Annotated in this window: 12 protein-coding genes; 7 read left to right on the top strand and 5 right to left on the bottom strand. The window is 33.4% G+C overall.

The window, feature by feature from the left end; translation table 11 throughout:
- Nucleotides 1–115 precede the first annotated feature (115 nt).
- The gene (locus A9G45_RS02380) at nt 116–532 is read left to right on the top strand and encodes a hypothetical protein (protein ID WP_065566971.1); all 417 of its coding nucleotides are present in this window, start codon (nt 116–118) and stop codon (nt 530–532) included.
- A 439-nt stretch (nt 533–971) separates the two neighbouring features.
- Here the strand turns inward: A9G45_RS02380 and rlmC are convergent, their stop codons facing one another.
- The gene (gene rlmC, locus A9G45_RS02375; protein WP_065566972.1) at nt 972–2,138 is read right to left on the bottom strand and encodes a 23S rRNA (uracil(747)-C(5))-methyltransferase RlmC; all 1,167 of its coding nucleotides are present in this window, start codon (nt 2,136–2,138) and stop codon (nt 972–974) included.
- Nucleotides 2,139–2,348: 210 nt separating this feature from the next.
- On the opposite strand from rlmC, the gene map reads away from it, so the two are divergent.
- Nucleotides 2,349–3,137, top strand: a complete 789-nt coding sequence (gene map, locus A9G45_RS02370) for a type I methionyl aminopeptidase (RefSeq protein ID WP_065566973.1) — start codon at nt 2,349–2,351, stop codon at nt 3,135–3,137.
- Between the two features lie 251 nt (nt 3,138–3,388).
- On the opposite strand, the gene A9G45_RS02365 is transcribed toward map, so the two are convergent.
- Together A9G45_RS02365 and A9G45_RS02360 are read right to left on the bottom strand one after the other, a co-directional pair.
- The gene (locus A9G45_RS02365) at nt 3,389–4,258 is read right to left on the bottom strand and encodes a co-chaperone YbbN (protein ID WP_065566975.1); all 870 of its coding nucleotides are present in this window, start codon (nt 4,256–4,258) and stop codon (nt 3,389–3,391) included.
- 27 nt (nt 4,259–4,285) lie between these two features.
- Nucleotides 4,286–5,077, bottom strand: a complete 792-nt coding sequence (locus A9G45_RS02360) for an SDR family oxidoreductase (RefSeq protein ID WP_065566976.1) — start codon at nt 5,075–5,077, stop codon at nt 4,286–4,288.
- Between the two features lie 77 nt (nt 5,078–5,154).
- Between A9G45_RS02360 and mtnN the strand changes: the two genes are divergently transcribed.
- Nucleotides 5,155–5,847, top strand: coding sequence for a 5'-methylthioadenosine/S-adenosylhomocysteine nucleosidase (mtnN, locus tag A9G45_RS02355; protein WP_065566977.1), 693 nt, complete (start codon nt 5,155–5,157; stop codon nt 5,845–5,847).
- Nucleotides 5,844–6,470, top strand: coding sequence for a TRIC cation channel family protein (locus tag A9G45_RS02350; protein ID WP_065566978.1), 627 nt, complete (start codon nt 5,844–5,846; stop codon nt 6,468–6,470). Before mtnN ends, A9G45_RS02350 begins: the two co-directional genes overlap by 4 nt.
- Nucleotides 6,471–6,502: 32 nt before the next feature.
- Here A9G45_RS02350 and rnd read toward each other — a convergent pair whose 3' ends face one another.
- Nucleotides 6,503–7,585 carry a ribonuclease D gene (gene rnd, locus A9G45_RS02345; protein ID WP_065566979.1) on the bottom strand — a complete coding sequence of 361 codons (1,083 nt, stop codon included), beginning with the start codon at nt 7,583–7,585 and terminating at the stop codon, nt 6,503–6,505.
- 24 nt (nt 7,586–7,609) lie between these two features.
- Nucleotides 7,610–8,764 (bottom strand): metallophosphoesterase, encoded by a 1,155-nt coding sequence (locus A9G45_RS02340; protein ID WP_065566980.1) that lies wholly within the window; start codon nt 8,762–8,764, stop codon nt 7,610–7,612.
- A gap of 72 nt (nt 8,765–8,836) precedes the next feature.
- Between A9G45_RS02340 and cmoA the strand changes: the two genes are divergently transcribed.
- From cmoA to A9G45_RS02325, 3 genes are all read left to right on the top strand, one after another.
- Nucleotides 8,837–9,568 carry a carboxy-S-adenosyl-L-methionine synthase CmoA gene (cmoA, locus tag A9G45_RS02335; protein WP_065566981.1) on the top strand — a complete coding sequence of 244 codons (732 nt, stop codon included), beginning with the start codon at nt 8,837–8,839 and terminating at the stop codon, nt 9,566–9,568.
- A 36-nt stretch (nt 9,569–9,604) separates the two neighbouring features.
- Nucleotides 9,605–10,573 (top strand): tRNA 5-methoxyuridine(34)/uridine 5-oxyacetic acid(34) synthase CmoB, encoded by a 969-nt coding sequence (cmoB, locus tag A9G45_RS02330; RefSeq protein ID WP_065566982.1) that lies wholly within the window; start codon nt 9,605–9,607, stop codon nt 10,571–10,573.
- 623 nt (nt 10,574–11,196) lie between these two features.
- Nucleotides 11,197–17,157 carry an alpha-2-macroglobulin family protein gene (locus tag A9G45_RS02325; RefSeq protein ID WP_065566983.1) on the top strand — a complete coding sequence of 1,987 codons (5,961 nt, stop codon included), beginning with the start codon at nt 11,197–11,199 and terminating at the stop codon, nt 17,155–17,157.
- The last annotated feature ends 67 nt before the right edge of the window (nt 17,158–17,224 follow it).

Here is a 17,224-nt window from a genome sequence, read left to right as displayed (position 1 = left end):
TGCATAGATAGTATTTACTAATCATAATTGAAATCATGATCAATAGAGTAAACATTATGCCTACTTTGATGCAATTCCCTTGTGGTTATGTACTTAAGGGTTTGAGGATAATTACATGAACACATTGTTTTCGACATATAGCCACTGTTTTGGCATTAACATTAAGAGAAATAAAGCAATAGAAATTAGAAAAGCCATAATTCATAATTTTAGAAAGCCTTTTATAAAAAAAGATATAAAAACGCATGGTCCTTTATGGAGTCAATATATTGCGCCTCAAGGGGCAATTGATATTACTAATCTTGATATAGATAAAAACATATCGGGTTATGTGTTAATTGATGGAAAAGGCAACAATCTACATCTATTTTTATCTTCTTTAGAAAAGTTTTTATCCTATCTTGAAAATAGAAATGATGGGATATTTCCGCCCATTTATTTTGTAAATAAAGATTTTACTTTTTGCCTTGCTGAAAATGGAGAACGTGGTTCAATGAGGCCAGTTTATGTTTATAAAGGTACGATAATCTAAAATTAATAAAAAATAATTATCAATTTGGGCATTAAGGCACAGCTACTATTACCTATATATCAATATAGGAATCAAATGGATTATGTGGCAATGAACCAAGAAATATCCGATTTGAATCATTCCACAATGATTAATTGATAGTAATAGACTTGCTCGTTTGCTTCTCAATCATTTGTCGTACAAATACGATACCACCTACCCCAACGTCTTGTTAAAGCAATCAGTGCTCCATAGGTGGTTCAATAAATTAGAGACAATTTCATGAACTGGGATTATCGCTGTTTTATATTTAAATTTACGATTAGGTTATCGCTTTACTACATAAAACTGGCGATTTAAAAAACTTGTTGGCTATGCTTTTTAAAACCAAAATTTAGATGATGCCAATAGTTACACCTAGCATTTATTCAACAACTCTAGCGCTGAACTTATGGAAAAATTAAAGCTTTTTATTTTCATGTGCACTCTTTTTTTTCAACAAAATTAAAACTTCCATATGAGCAGTATGTGGGAACATATCAAATAATTGCGATTTAGTAATTTGATAATTATTTAACCATTTTAAATCTTCAACAAGTGAAGATAAGTTACAACTTGAATACATAATATAATTAGGCGACATTTGTTCTAAATACTGTGAAAGCATTTTGCCAGCTCCCCGCCTTGGCGGATTTAGCAATACTAAATCAGGAATCTTTTGTTCAGCAATAGCATACTGGGTAGCATCAAGCGATTTAAAAATTAACTGTTTAAATCCCAGATTATTAGCAGACTTTGTTGCACACTCAATTGCATCTGGGCTAATTTCAATCCCTATTAATTGAATGTTTTTCTTTATTCCTTGGCTGACACAACTTAATCCAAAACCACCTACGCCACAAAACAGATCCCAAATAGAATAGATAGGTAAATTTGCAATCCAGTCACTTGCTGTTTTATAAAGATTGCAGGCAACATCAGTATTAGTTTGAAAAAAGCTTTTAGGTTTAATAAAAAGAGGAACACCATTTAAGGTCATGGGTAAGAATGGGCTCTTTGTTAAAACTAACTCCTCGTCGCCTTCTAATATTGCCGCATGATTAGGTTGTATATTTATTGATACCACCAATAAGTTTTGAATTTTTTCTTGTAATTGTTTGAAAGAATTATTTATTCTATCAACAAACTTGTGCGATTTTAAAATAAATCGGATCATAAAACAGATTTTATCATCTATTTTACTTTCGGTAATGATAACAAATTTTAACTCCCCTTTCCGCTTATTGATGTTATAAGGCACAAGCTCTTGTTTACGGATGAAAGTTCGAACCAGTTTTAAAATATTTTGCATACTATTTGAGTAAAGAGGACAATCACATAAATCGACCATCTCATTTTCCGTTTGTATACCCAAAATAGGTTTTTCAACAGTACCTAGCACCGCCATTTTTGCTTTATTACGAAAAGCGGTTTCATGGCTAGCAAATGGTTCTTTGACGTCGGTTGGTTTAAACTGATTTAATTGTTGTAACAGCTTATTTTGTTTTTCGGCTAATTGTATGTGATATGGGCGGTCTAACCACTGGCAAGAAAAACATTTTTTTTGCTGATAAAAACGACATTGCATTAATATAAAAACCTTTTTTATAATGAATTATTATGGATTGAATTCACTCTAATAGATAAGTATTGTTTTTTATTTTATACTAAAACATATAGCTTCCTGAAACTTTTTTACAAAAATATTAAGTAAAATACCCATTTAATCCGCTAGTATGATTTGACGAAATAGCGGTGTATGATAGGATATTGTCATTACTATTACAGGAAGAATTTAATGTCTATTAAGTTAAAAACCCCCGCAGAAATCGAAAAAATGCGCATAGCTGGTAAGCTGGCGGCTGAAGTTTTAGAAATGATTGAAGCCTATGTAAAACCAGGCATTAGTACAGGTGAATTAGATAAAATTTGTTACGATTATATTATCAACGTACAAAAAGCCATACCTGCTAATATTGGTTACCATGGTTATCAACATACGAGCTGTATTTCAATTAATGATGTTGTTTGCCATGGCATCCCGAGTTTTGATAAAAAGCTGAAAGATGGTGATATTTTAAATATCGATGTGACTGTTATCAAAGATGGTTTTCATGGCGATACCTCTAGAATGTATATTGCAGGAAAGCCAACAATTACAGGTGAAAAGCTATGCCAAGTTACCCAAGAAAGTCTCTACGAAGCAATTAAAATCATAAAACCAGGTATTCGTTTAAAAGAAATTGGTAAAACGATACAAAAGTATGTAGATAAGTTCGGTTTCTCATCGGTACGTGAATATTGTGGCCATGGTATTGGTGAAGTCTATCATGACGAACCACAAGTTTTGCATTATGATGCAGATGATGGCGGTGTCATTTTAAAACCAGGTATGACCTTTACGATTGAACCTATGGTAAATACTGGTGACTGGCGCACTCGAACCATGAAAGATGGTTGGACTGTCAAAACGAAAGATCATGGTCTTTCTGCGCAATATGAGCATACCATTTTAGTGACAGACAATGGTGTTGAAGTGTTGACGCTACGTAGCAACGAAGATTTTCCTCGTATTATTGAACACTAAGTAAAAAAAGATTCAACAATATGTTATTGTTGAATCTCTCCATTTTATAAATCTCTATCTATAATATTTATATTAGCGTTTTTTTGCGCTAACTTTTTATTTAACTCATCTATTTTACTTCTATGTATATCTTTTTTCAGAGATTTAATATAAGCAGCACAGGAAATTACAGTCCCCTGATTTGTACTTAACAACATTATCAGCAATCTCTTAAAAATTCGTTCTAATTTAAATTTCATAGCGCTTAGTTTTTAATACAATAATGTGTATAACTTGCGTCGATAACCGCTTGCTAGTGGATTACTTGTACCTAGTGCTGCAAGTAAATCAAGTAACGCTTTTTTTAACTGTCCGTCACCAGCATTAAGATCTTTAGTTAATGGGTTAAAAAGCAATTCAAGTGCTTCCTCATGGCGGCCTACCGACATTAATTGTGACGCTAATTGAATCATAAGTTCAATATTGCCTGGTTGCTTGGCTAGTTGATTTTGTAACTGCTGAAGCTCTGGCGAATTAGCCGCTTGTTCAAGCAGTTCGATCTCTGCTTGCAAACTATGATAATCAGCACCTTGATCTTGCAAAGGGATGGTTGCAAGTACTTCTTTTGCTTCGCTTAATTGTTTTAATTGTATATACGCTTTTATCAACAATAGTGCAATATCAGTTCTTGGCTTACCTAGATGGTCAGTTAACGATTTCCACGTCTCTTTTAATAAAGGCAAAGCTTCTTGATATTTTTTTTCATTAAATAAATTTTGTGCTTCAACTAACTTAAGTTCATCCTCATTCGGCAGCACTTTTTTTAGAAAATCATTAATTGCTTCCTCAGGTTGTGGCCCCTGAAATCCATCAACAGGTTGCCCATTTTGAAATAAGTAAACGGTTGGGATCGCTCGTAATCCAAATTGAGCTGCGAGCATTTGTTGCTCATCACAGTTAACACTCGCTAAAATAAATTGCCCATGATGTTGATTAGCTAATTTAGTTAATATTTGAGTCATCGCCTCATAATTTGGACTTCTTGCTGACCAAAAATAAAACAACACGGGAGATTGAGATGATCGTTCAATCACCTCTTGAATATTTTGCTCATTAACATCAAAAATAAATTGATTTTGCATATTATGTCCTAGGGATATGATCGGTTATTACTTGTTGTTTAGAATTTTATCCATTAATCTATCAGGAAGCAAACGTTTAGCAATAGCTGCTATCTTAGTTATTTTTGTTACCCTGTAACGGATTTTTGGCTTAGTGTGCTCTAACGCATGATATAAATAAGGTAAAATGGCTTCAGGCGGTAAAGTGAACCGTTTAGCTATAGGCGGATTTTTTACAATTTTTTCTTTTTCAACCTGATTAACATTATTCGAAAAGTAAGTTTTTAATGGTCCTGGCTCAATTAAACAAACCTTGATATTGGTCTTAGCCAATTCCAGCCTTAATACATCAGACCACGCTTCTAATGCATATTTACTCGCTGAATAAGCCCCTCGCCCAGGCGTTGCAACTATTCCAACAATAGAACTTGTTTGAATAATACGCCCTTCATTTTGTGCCAGCATGGCAGGAAGTAATAATTGCGTCAACTGATGTACACCAAAAAAATTCGTAGAGAATTGAGATTCTAATTGTTCACGGCTGATCGTGTTTAATCGTCCATAAACACCAAAACCGGCATTATTAAATAACGCATATAATTTACCTTCTGTTAAGGCTATAACCGTTTGGGCAGCTTGTTTAACTGATTCTGGATTATCAAGATCAAGCAACACTGTTTCAAACCCTTGCTCGATAAGTTTTTGCTGATCTGATAATTTTCGACACGACGCTATAACACGATAACCGCGTTTTTTTAATGCAATTGCCGAAATAAGCCCTATTCCACTTGAGCACCCTGTGATAAAAATTGTTCGCAATTTCAGCTCCGATTGATTCATATATTGTCAAATTTATCTTCTCAAATTATGATAGCATATCTAAATTAAAGTTACCCAAACAAAGCCCAGAGGATCGTATGAAAATCGCCATTATTGCAGCCATGGAAGAAGAAGTCGCCATTTTAAAAAGTAAAATCACCAATTATCATGTTGAACACTATTTAGGTTGTGATTTTCACTGTGGGCAAATTGCGGGCTGTGACATTGTGTTACTGCAATCAGGTATTGGTAAAGTCGCTGCAGCATCAGGAACAACATTATTATTAAACAATTATAAAGTTGATGCCGTTATCAATACAGGGTCGGCTGGCGGGCTATCTTCTAGCCTCAATATTGGTGATATTATTGTTTCAAAAGATGTTTTTTACCATGATGTTGATTTAACCGCTTTTGGCTACAAACCAGGGCAAATGTCTGGTTGCCCTGTGGCATTTGCCGCAGAGCCTAAATACCAATCATTAGCTAAAAATTGTATCGAAAAACACGGCGTTAATGCAATTGAAGGCTCTATTGGTAGTGGCGATGCATTTATCAATGGTAAAAGCAATTTGGCAAGAATAAAACAAACTTTCCCTCATGCCATTGCTGTTGAAATGGAAGCAGCTGCCATTGGGCATGTTTGTTGGCTATTTAAAGTGCCATTTGTCGTTGTTCGAGCTATTTCAGATAATGGAGATAGTGAATCTGCTGTTGATTTTCAAGCCTTTTTAAAATTAGCCGCAAAACAATCGTCGTTGATAGTTGAAGCAATGCTAAGTGAGCTTGCGTGAATTATCTTTTCTGGTTTGACATATTAGGGACTATTGTATTTGCTATTTCTGGCGTATTATTAGCAGCCAAAAAAGAAATGGATCCCATTGGCGCTTTAGTTTTAGCTGTTATCACCGCCATTGGTGGTGGCACCATTCGCGATATAGTTTTAAATCATGGACCAATCTTTTGGATCTCTGATTCGACTGATTTGTATGTTGCTATCGTTACCTCGTTAGTGACAATGCTTTTATTACGTTATTCACCTTCAATCACGATACCTAAATGGTTATTTTCTGTATTAGATGCTATCGGGCTTGCAGTATTTGTAGGCATCGGTGTGAATAAAGCCATTGATTCTAATGTAAATAGCTTAGTAGCTGTATGTATGGGAGTAATGACGGGTGTTGGTGGCGGTATTCTTAGAGATGTGCTAGCTCGAGATATTCCAATGGTATTTAAAACCGACATTTATGCTACGGCTTGCTTAATTGGCGGTGCAACTCATGTTATCGCCTATAATGCACTCAAACTCCCATTGGAATATTCAACATTAATTGGTATTATTACCACGCTTATTATTCGATTATTGGCTATTTATCGTAAACTCACTTTACCTATTATTGGATTAAAAAATACTTAAACCTCAAAATAAAACCTACACGCAACCAATAATTAAGAGCAATATGGTTTAAATAAAGATTTACGCCAGCCTGTTAATAATTCAGGCTCATTGCCCTTTTTGTCTACTTTCCATTTTACATACTGATTAATTAAGCGCCTTGAAAGCAATAAATCCTCATTAAGCTTTGTTTTTAAAGAAATAGTCTGTGCTGCTTGTTTTAGTTCTTCGGTAATTTTTTTATAATCGGGGTAACTATTCACTCGGCAGATAGTTGAAATGTCGGGTGTAGGGGTCGCTAAAATATCTAAAATTGCTTGCCCATATAACCGAATTTCCTTCCCCTTTACACCTAGCTTGTCAAGTTCAGCTAATGAAGTGGGCAAGTAACGAGCTATTTTCCATAATACTTCTTCACGAATCACAAAATTTAAAGCAATATCTTGCTCTTTAGCCAGTCTGTATCGCCAACTCGCTAATTTATACAATTGCCCTAAACTTTTACCTTTCAGTTGCCAACTATTTTTAATGTTTAAATAAGCATCGTTTGGATCCATTATTTCACATTTCCGATCTACTGCCATTTGGCACTCTTGATAAGCTGCTTGTAAATAATGATTAGTAGTTAATTTTTCCTTTAAAATGTTGATTAATGGAAAAAGATATAATACATCGTTAATAGCATAGTTACACTGCTTTTCAGTTAAGGGTCGTTTTAACCAATCTGTTCGAGTTTCACTCTTATCAAGCTCAACTTCTAAATATTTTTTTACCAAGCTAGCATAACCACTACTTAAAGGATTATCTAAAAAAGAAGCTAATATTTGGCTATCGATGATTGGAGTTGGCACAATACCAAAATGATGAAGAAAAACTTCAATATCCTCACTGCACGAATGAAAATATTTTTCAATTTTAGGATCATTTAACATCAATAAAAAAGGTTGCCAATCAGTAATATTAATAGGATCAATTAACGCAGCACATTTACCATCAAACACTTGTAATAGTCCTAAGTGAGGATAAAAAGTTCGAGTCCGAACAAATTCAGTATCTAAAGCAATTGCTGAGCTATTTTCAATTTTTGAACAATAATCAGCTAACTGATCATTAGTTACAATAAGTTGATAAGACAAAATCAAACTCCTATTAAAATATGTTTATTCTTTGTGTATGCTTTTTTCAAATTCTATATCAATTACTACAATCTCAGAACGTGTCATTAGTCGAATTGGTGGCCCCCAAAACCCATACCCGCTACTGACAATACTAGTAAAATGATGATCTTGATTTTGGTACAAACCATAAGTATTTTTATACATTAATTTTTCAACGAGATTGATCGGAAATATTTGTCCTGCATGGGTATGGCCAGAAATCATCAAATCAACACCTAATTCTGCTGGTTCATTAAGATCTTTGGGTTGATGATCGAGTAAAATAATTGGTGTATTGGTATCAGTAAACATAATCAAATCGGACAATGATGCCCGTTTCACATCATAGAGAAATGAAGAAAAATCATCTCGGCCAACTATCGTGATACCTAAATCATCAAAAGAAATAATATCATCCTTTAAGACTTTCATACCTGCTTGCCTAAAAGCGCTAATAATATCTTCTTCTCGGTTATTTACTTCATTTGTCGCTAAATACTCATGATTACCGAATATGACATAAGTACCATATTTAGCTTTTAATTGTCGAAATTGCAGATCAAAATCATTTTGGATAAAAGGTTTTAAGCGTTTATCCAATGTATCTCCAGTAATAACAATAAAATCAGCATTAAGCTTATTGACATCAACAACCATTTGTTGAATAAATTGGTGTGTAGTTAACTCATTAATATGAATATCAGAAAGCTGTACAATACGTAAATGCTCGGTATTAGCTGGTTTATTTATCTTAACCTGATAATAAACAATCTTGGGGTTAATTGCCATTTCATGACCAAAGCAAAATAATAATACTACTATAACGATATATGCAATTTTAAGCCATAGATTAGGTTTTACTTGTTTTTTACTTAGCCAACGTACAGTATCAAAAATAAGCAATACAAAAAAGCAACAAATTATTAAGCCAGTAATAGTATTACAAAACAAAGGTAACCAATAAGTTGAAATACCATTCACTATTTTTAAAAAAATGAGCGATAGTCCCGCTATAAAAACAACAATCCAATAAATAAACCGACAACAACCTGTGACATAAAAATCAAACCAAAACAGCCATCGTTTTCCCAGATAGATGGTTGCTAAAACACTAACCACAAATACTATAAAAATAGTAATAAAATTGACAAACCCCATAATTATCCGAGCAGTTGAATATAAAAAAATGCTATAATAGCAAAATTAATTTCTATAGTACCAATTAGTTTTATGAATATTAAAAAAGACCAATTGTTCTCAACACCGATTGATAAACTAGGCGATTGGACGTTTGATGATAAAGTTGCCGAAGTTTTTCCTGATATGGTGCAACGTTCTGTTCCTGGTTATTCTAATATCATATCAATGATCGGTATGTTAGCTGAACGATTTGTACAACCCAATTCAACAATTTATGATTTGGGTTGCTCATTAGGCGCTGCTACATTATCTATTCGTCGTCATATTACTCAAGATAATTGCCAGATTATCGCAGTCGATAACTCCCAACCTATGGTTGAACGCTGTAAAAGGCATATTGAGTCTTATAAATCCAATACACCTGTGGATATAATATGTGATGATATTTGTAACATCAATATGCAAAATGCATCAATGGTGGTGCTCAATTTCACTTTACAGTTTTTAACCCCCAAAAACCGCCAACGTGTTTTAAATAATATCTATAACGCACTGAAACCTAATGGCATTTTAGTACTCTCGGAAAAATTTAGCTTTAGCGATACAACAATCGATGAATTGTTATTTAATATGCATCATGATTTTAAACGTGCTAATGGCTATAGTGAACTTGAAATCAGTCAAAAACGTAATATGTTAGAAAACGTCATGCTAACAGATACAATCCAAACGCATAAACAGCGACTATCTGAAGCAGGTTTTAGACATATTGATACATGGTTTCAATGTTTTAATTTTGGATCTATTATTGCTATAAAATAGCCAATTAATTTCAGCGCAATTGATAAGGATGAAAAAATGATTGATTTTGGTGATTTTTACCAAATTATTGCAAAAAATAAATTTAGCCACTGGCTAGAAGTGTTGCCAGCTCAGCTCGCAAATTGGCAAAGACAAAATAACGATAACCGCTTCAATCAATGGCTAAATAGTATTAAACACTTACCATCTAAAACCCCTTTTCAAATTGATTTACTACATAGTGTAACTGTCAATAGTGAATACCCTATATCTTCAGGCGAGCAACAACGAATTACCCAACTACTGAAAACCATGATGCCATGGCGTAAAGGCCCTTTTCACTTATATGGTATCGATATTGATACTGAATGGCGTTCTGATTGGAAATGGGAGCGCCTAATTAATCATATCGATAGCCTAGAAGGAAAAATTGTTTTAGATGTAGGTTGCAATAGTGGTTATCATTTATGGCGAATGATTGGTGCAGGGGCAGAACTGGCTGTTGGAATTGATCCAATGGCACTTTATCTATGCCAATTTGAAGCTATTCGCAAACTTTTGGGTAACGATCAAAGAGCGCATTTATTGCCTTTAGGCATTGAGCAACTCCCTAAACTTAATGCTTTTGATACGGTATTTTCAATGGGGGTGTTATACCATCGTAGGTCTCCACTTGATCATTTATTCCAATTAAAAGATCAGCTAGTTGAAGGAGGTCAGTTAATTCTGGAAACTTTAATCATCGATGGAGATGAACATCAAGCATTAATGCCAGGTGATCGCTATGCACAAATGCGTAATGTCTACTTTATTCCATCGGTTCCAACCATGATTAATTGGCTCAATAAATGTGGTTTTTCGGATATAAAAGTGATAGACATTTCACAAACTAGCTTAGATGAACAACGCAAAACTGAATGGATGGAATCGGATTCGCTTGCTGATTTTTTAGATCCTGATGATCCAACCAAAACCATTGAAGGATACCCTGCGCCAATGCGGGCTGTTTTTATCGCTAAAAAATAAGACAAATCAGTATATAGGTAGCCACAGCTGTAATATAACATTACAGTTAAATGTGTAAAAACAACCTAAAATAAGAGTGGCTAGCTTATTACATTTTGATGAAGAATATACAGTTATCCAATGCAAAACACTTTGTAAAATCCTCTAACATATTATTAAATTAAAAGCATATTATTAAATTAAAAGAAAGTTGGTTAGCTACCGACCAGCTTGATGATAGCAATATGTCATCTTATTACCTAAGATAAGATTATCATATTTTAAATGTATGACTTACTTACGAGCATATCTAATGTCTATAATCATCTAACTCAATTATTGTTCTATTAAAATTCCTCTTATCACTTATTCATTTAAATTAGCTTAAAATTTCAGTTTAAATGGTTTGTAAAAATAAAAAGTTAACTAATGTTCGCTGGATATTTATATTCAACTCAAACAATTAGGTATATTACAAGTAGATTTTTTATCCATATAATTATACTATACAAAGATTTTCTGGAAATTATCACTCATTATAAAAAATAAGCTGTCAGAAAATTTATAAAAGCTTTCAGAAAAATAAATGTTTAAACATAATAAATTAATTTCAAAAATTACATATTAAAAATAGGGAATAAACAATGGGATTGCTTAAATTAATCTTGCAGCTACCTTTTTATATTTTGCAAAAAATTGAGGAAATAATTAGCTATTTTATCATTTTTTTATTGGTTTTAATAAAAGGTATTTTTTGGTTATTTAGCCCAATTATTGGCGATATAAAATGGTCAACACCCAGCTGGTTACCTAATGCAAAAGCATTTTATAATAGAATTGGTTCAGCATTAAATAAAATAAAAACCTTAATTGGTGCAAGTATTATTTTTGGGTTCATTGCTTATTTTTCTGGTAATTATACTTATCATTGGTATTTAAACCGTCCTAAACCAATTGAGCCAGCTTCTATTGTTGTTAGTACCTATTATCCTAAATTGAGTGCTCCGACTACAAATCAAGACAGTTTATCGATTAAATTTATTACTGACTCACTTCGTTCTCCTGCTCCGCTAGAATCACTTAATAAAGCAGAAATAACTGAAGGTATTTCCATTTCACCAAATATTGAGGGGCGATGGAAATGGCAGAACGATTCAACCCTAATTTTTACGCCCCAAAATACAACATGGCCACTTGACACTGAATATACTATTGAACTAGATCAGGAAAAATTATTAACTGAAAATAGTAAGCTTAAAGAAAGCCATAAAACTTTTTTTTCACCTGGTTTTAATTATAATTTCAGAAATCATGGTGAACTTTATTCAGATCCAACACAACTTAATACTAGAAATGTTATTAATACAATCGAATTTAGCCATTCTGTTGATAGAGAAAGTTTTGAGAAAAACATCATTTTATCGCTTTATGAAAATAATAACTTCTTAAAAAACATCAATTTTACCGTTACCTATGGAAATAATGACAAAATTGCCTATGTAAAAAGCGCACCTATTCCTTTGCTTGATAAAGCCGGTTATGTGAAAATAACAATTAATAAAGGTGTGACTTCAACGTTAAAAGGAAGACCAATAGATTCTGATATAACAAGTACAATAAATATCCCCGATAAATATCATTTAAGCGTTACCAAAACAGAGCTTACCCTAGTTGAAAAAAGTAATGAAAAAATACAACAAGTATTAATTTTATCATTAAGCCATGCGGTTAAATCAGAGGATGTATCGAAAGCTATTAAAGTCTGGAAATTACCTGAAAATCAAGGTCGCTCATATAAGGAACGACATTACAACGACAATTCTTACCGTTATGAAACAAAATTCAATGTAACACCAGAAATACTCAAAAAAGCCATTCCTTTATCAATAAAGCCAATTGATACTGAACTTACTTATCAAAACCAAATTAGTTTTGAATTTAAAACAGAACAAAATTCTGAGTTATATATTGAAGTTAATCAACCTTTATCGTCTCAAGATGGTTACTTTCTAAAAGAACAGTATCACCAAGTATTAACCGTGCCTAACTACCCAACCTATCTTGATTTTGCGGCAAAAGGATCGCTGTTATCCCTATCAGGTGAGAAGAAACTACCTATCGTTTCGCGCAACGTAGACAATATGAAGCTAGAAATAGATCGCGTTATACCATCGCAACTTCAACATTTGGTGGCATTTAATACAAACTATGAATTTACAGATATGGATTTTGGAGAGCTTAATAATGATCATTTTGTGGAAAAATACACAGTAACTGAAAATTTTAAAGGTGCTCCAGAAGAAATTAAATACACAAATGTCGACTTAACTCGTTACTTAACAGCCAATACAAATGGCAATAAAAATCGTGGTGTTTTCTTATTAAGACTTTATGGAAAAGACAAAAAAGACGCTAAATATAAGTTTATAGCTTCTCGCTTTATTGTTGTTACCGATTTAGGTATTATAGCCAAAAAGTCGCTCGATCAATCTAATGATCTCTTTATTCAATCAATAAGCTCTGGCAAACCAATTAATGGTGCGAAAGTTTCTGTACTTGGAATGAATGGGGTCACAATTACGTCTAAAATGACTGATAGCGATGGACATGTCCGTTTTGCTCCATTGTCTGAATATTATCGAGGTATCAAACCACTTTTATACGTTGTTGAAAAAGGTCGTGACCTATCATTTTTACCAATTAAAAGTTATGAAAGGAATTTAAATCTATCTCGTTTTGATATCGGCGGTATTCGTGAAACTATCGAAGGAGGAGAATTACGAGCTCATATCTTTTCAGATCGAGGAGTTTATCGCCCTGGTGACACATTTCATATCGGTACTATCGTAAGAGCACAAAAATGGACTAATTCATTGGCGGGAGTTTCTGTAGAAGCGGAAATTTACGATCCAAAATCCAATTTAGTACTAAAAAAACCAATTGTACTGGACAAATCAGGATTTAATGAACTTAGCTATAAAACCAGTTATGAATCGCCTACTGGTAATTGGTATATTAATTTATACTTAAAAAATGACAATGACGGGGATGATGAAGATTCTCGTATACTATTAGGTTCTAGCTCCATTGTCATTCGTGAGTTTGAGCCAGATAAAACAACCGTATCGCTTAAGTTGTTACCAGAAATAAAAGATGGTTGGTTAAAACCTGAAAATATCCAAGCTGAAATTAAAGCCAAAAATCTAATTGGTACAGATGCAGCTAATCGTCGAGTAACAAATACATTAATTCTAGAACCATCTTCTCCTTATTTTAAAAAATATGAAGATTACTATTTTTATCAAAATATTTCTAGCCAGAGGACTAGTTTTAAAGTTGAGTTAGATGAAGAAAAAACAGACGAAAATGGCCTAGTCAAAATTAACCTCAATGATAATATGGAAAGCTTTGAGGGTAACTATACACTAAGAATGTTAACGGATGTCTTTGAACCAGAAAGTGGCCGCAGCGTTGCTGCTACTGCAAGTGCTTTTATATCTGCGAGTGATTATTTAGTCGGAGCCAAAGCTGACGGTAATTTAAGATACATTAACAAAGATTCTGTTCGCCATATTGATTTTATCGCAATTAATCCAGCTTTAGATAAAATAGAACTAGCAGACTTAAAACTGGTTTTACTTGAAGAAACTTATTTATCGATTTTAGTCAAACAAGCTTCTGGTCTTTATAAATATGAGTCCCGTCGTAAAGAATCAGTCATCTCAGAACAATCATTTAAGATCAATCAAGATAAAACCCGTTATCAATTAGATAGCAAAAATCCAGGCAATTATATTATTCAAATCAAAGATAAAGAGGATAATTTACTTTACCAAGGAAAATATGCAATTGTTGGTACAGCTAATGTTACTCGCAATTTAGATCGTAATGCCGAACTGGCGCTAAAAATTAAAGAAGCTGAATATAAGCCAGGTGATGAAATAGAAGTGTCAATCACTGCACCATATGTAGGCAGCGGTATTATTACTATTGAGCGTGACAAAGTTTACACTTGGAAGTGGTTCCATACTGACACAACAAGCTCGGTACAAAAAATAAAACTCCCTAAAAATATTGGTGGTAACGGGTATGTTAATGTCCAATTTATTCGTGACCCAAATTCAGATGAAATTTTTATGAGTCCACTTAGTTACGGCGTTATACCATTTAAAATTTCAAATGAACAATTTAACGATAAAATCGTTTTACAAGCACCCTCACTTATAAAACCAGGAGAAACACTGCCAATTACTTTACATACTAATACGCCTCAAAAAGCGGTTATCTTTGCTATAGATGAAGGCATTTTACAGGTTGCAAATTATAAACTTAAAGATCCATTAAACAGCTTCTTACGCAAGAAAGCATTATCGGTAAGTACATCGCAAATATTAGATCTTATATTGCCAGAATTTCGTCATTTAATAACGGCTTCCGCTCCTGGAGGTGATGGAGATAATGATGATGTATTATCAAATCATTTAAATCCGTTTAAACGAAAAATAGATGAGCCGGTTGCCTATTGGTCAGGGATTATTGACATAGATGGGGATAAAACGGTTGAATATAAAGTGCCCGATTATTTTAATGGTAAAATTCGTATCATGGCTGTATCGGTTGGCGATAAAACAATGGGACATAACCAAATGTCAACAACTGTACATAATGATATTGTTTTACAACCTAACGCCCCATATTTTGCTGCACCAAATGATGAATTTGAAGTTACACTTAATGTAACTAATTTGATAGAAAAAATCGGCGACAAAGTCATTCCAATCAATGTTAAGGTTTCAACATCACCAAATTTATCAATTAATGGAGATAACAAAAAAACAATTGAGCTGGCTAATGGTAAAGATGGTGTTTTGAAATTTAACTTTAAAGCAACCGATAATTTAGGAAATGCAGATCTTCATTTTTCAGCTAATTACAATGATATTACAATTACTCGTGATGTTAGTCTTTCAATAAGGCCGTTAACTGAGTATAGGTTAATTACTAAAATGGGAAGAATGGCAAGTAAGAATGAAGTCTTTAGCGGTTTTAGAGATATGTATGGCAGCTTAAGTAAACGTGAAGCTGCTGCTTCTTATTCACCATTTATACTAAGCAAAGGTTTAAGCACCTATTTACAAGATTACCCACACTACTGCTCTGAACAAATTGTCAGTAGAGCAACGCCTATTTTGATAGCTGGCAAATATCGCGATTTTGATTTAATTTCGAAACAGGGGCTAACACCTTTATCAGAATTATTTCAAGTACTTCAATCTCGCCAAAATAGTGAGGGAGCAATTGGCTTGTGGTACTCAACGAATAATGTTGATCCATTTATTACATTATATGCAGTAAACTTTATGCTTGAAGCTAAAGAAATGGGATATAAAGTTCCAGAAAAAATGCTAAACAATGCAAATAAATATTTACAGAAAATTGCTAACTCTAGTTACTATGACAATTATGGCTTTAAAATTCGATCTCATGCAATCTATCTATTAACACGCCAAAATCAAGTAACTACAAGTTATTTAGCATCTATAATTGCAGATCTAAATAGAAATTCAAATACGCAATGGAAAAAAGATATCATAGCAATGTATTTAGCCTCATCATATAAAATGCTAAAAATGGATAAAGAAGCCAATAAATTACTTAAACCAATTTGGCAACAACTAGAAACAGCATACGATCATGCTTGGTGGACAAACAAATATTATGACCCACTAGTTGTTGATGCAGGAAGGATTTATTTAATTAGCAAACATTTTCCTGAAAAGGCAAAAATGATTCCAGCTCAAGCACTTGAAAATATGGTTATCATGCTTAACAAACAAAGATACACAACTCAATCCGCTGCAATGACTATCCTTGCTTTAAGTAGTTATTCGTCAAGTATTGATAAATCTAATTTATCTAATGATACTCTCCAAATTAGTGCAATATCTAAAGAAGGAGAAAAACAAAAAATCATTGCTAATTTAAATGGAATTCTAGCCAAAGGTAAATTTGATGCTCAAGATACTAAAATCAATGTAACAAATAAATCAGATTTACCTGCTTGGTACATGCTTTCAGAGCAAGGTTATGACACAACACCGCCTAAAGAACCAATTAAACGCGGTCTTGAAATCTATCGTGAATTCACAGACCTTGAGGGCAAACCCGTTGAACAAGTTAAGCTGGGCGATAAAATCAACGTGACGATTCAACTCCGTGCGGTATCAGATGATGGAATAACGAATATAGCAATTGTCGATTTGCTACCTGGCGGCTTTGAAGTTGTACAACAACCTATATCTAATCAGGAAGATGCCAGCGAGGAATATGAGGAATATGACAACCATGAATACAGTGGTTATAACTGGGTTTCACCAATTGCTACAAAAACTGGTACTTGGTATCCTGAATATACCGATGTACGTGAAGATCGTGTTATTATTTATGGAGAAACTTATAATAGTAAAATACAAAAATTCACTTATCAAATCAAAGCAACTAATGTGGGCACTTATAGTATTCCACCTGCATTCGGTGAAGCAATGTATGATCGTGATATTCAAGCTGTATCCAAAGGTGGGCAGAAAATAACTATCATCCCGTAGCAATATTTTACAACTACTTATCCATTTTCCAAACGGGCTTAAGCCCGTTTTTTCAATATATATTGAA

Origin of the sequence: Gilliamella sp. HK2 (genome assembly GCF_001690265.1) — a bacterium.
GTDB classification, from domain to species: domain Bacteria; phylum Pseudomonadota; class Gammaproteobacteria; order Enterobacterales; family Orbaceae; genus Gilliamella; species Gilliamella apicola_C.
The sequence above is the reverse complement of the archived record's forward strand: the minus strand, read 5'-3'. Positions and strand labels throughout refer to the sequence as shown.

What these genes read in the sequence shown, in the direction of transcription:
- A9G45_RS02380 (WP_065566971.1), top strand. Translation starts at nt 116, where the DNA reads ATGAACACATTGTTTTCGACATATAGCCACTGTTTTGGCATTAACATT.
- rlmC (WP_065566972.1), bottom strand. Translation starts at nt 2,138, where the DNA reads ATGCAATGTCGTTTTTATCAGCAAAAAAAATGTTTTTCTTGCCAGTGG.
- map (WP_065566973.1), top strand. Translation starts at nt 2,349, where the DNA reads ATGTCTATTAAGTTAAAAACCCCCGCAGAAATCGAAAAAATGCGCATA.
- A9G45_RS02365 (WP_065566975.1), bottom strand. Translation starts at nt 4,258, where the DNA reads ATGCAAAATCAATTTATTTTTGATGTTAATGAGCAAAATATTCAAGAG.
- A9G45_RS02360 (WP_065566976.1), bottom strand. Translation starts at nt 5,077, where the DNA reads ATGAATCAATCGGAGCTGAAATTGCGAACAATTTTTATCACAGGGTGC.
- mtnN (WP_065566977.1), top strand. Translation starts at nt 5,155, where the DNA reads ATGAAAATCGCCATTATTGCAGCCATGGAAGAAGAAGTCGCCATTTTA.
- A9G45_RS02340 (WP_065566980.1), bottom strand. Translation starts at nt 8,764, where the DNA reads ATGGGGTTTGTCAATTTTATTACTATTTTTATAGTATTTGTGGTTAGT.
- cmoA (WP_065566981.1), top strand. Translation starts at nt 8,837, where the DNA reads ATGAATATTAAAAAAGACCAATTGTTCTCAACACCGATTGATAAACTA.
- cmoB (WP_065566982.1), top strand. Translation starts at nt 9,605, where the DNA reads ATGATTGATTTTGGTGATTTTTACCAAATTATTGCAAAAAATAAATTT.
- A9G45_RS02325 (WP_065566983.1), top strand. Translation starts at nt 11,197, where the DNA reads ATGGGATTGCTTAAATTAATCTTGCAGCTACCTTTTTATATTTTGCAA.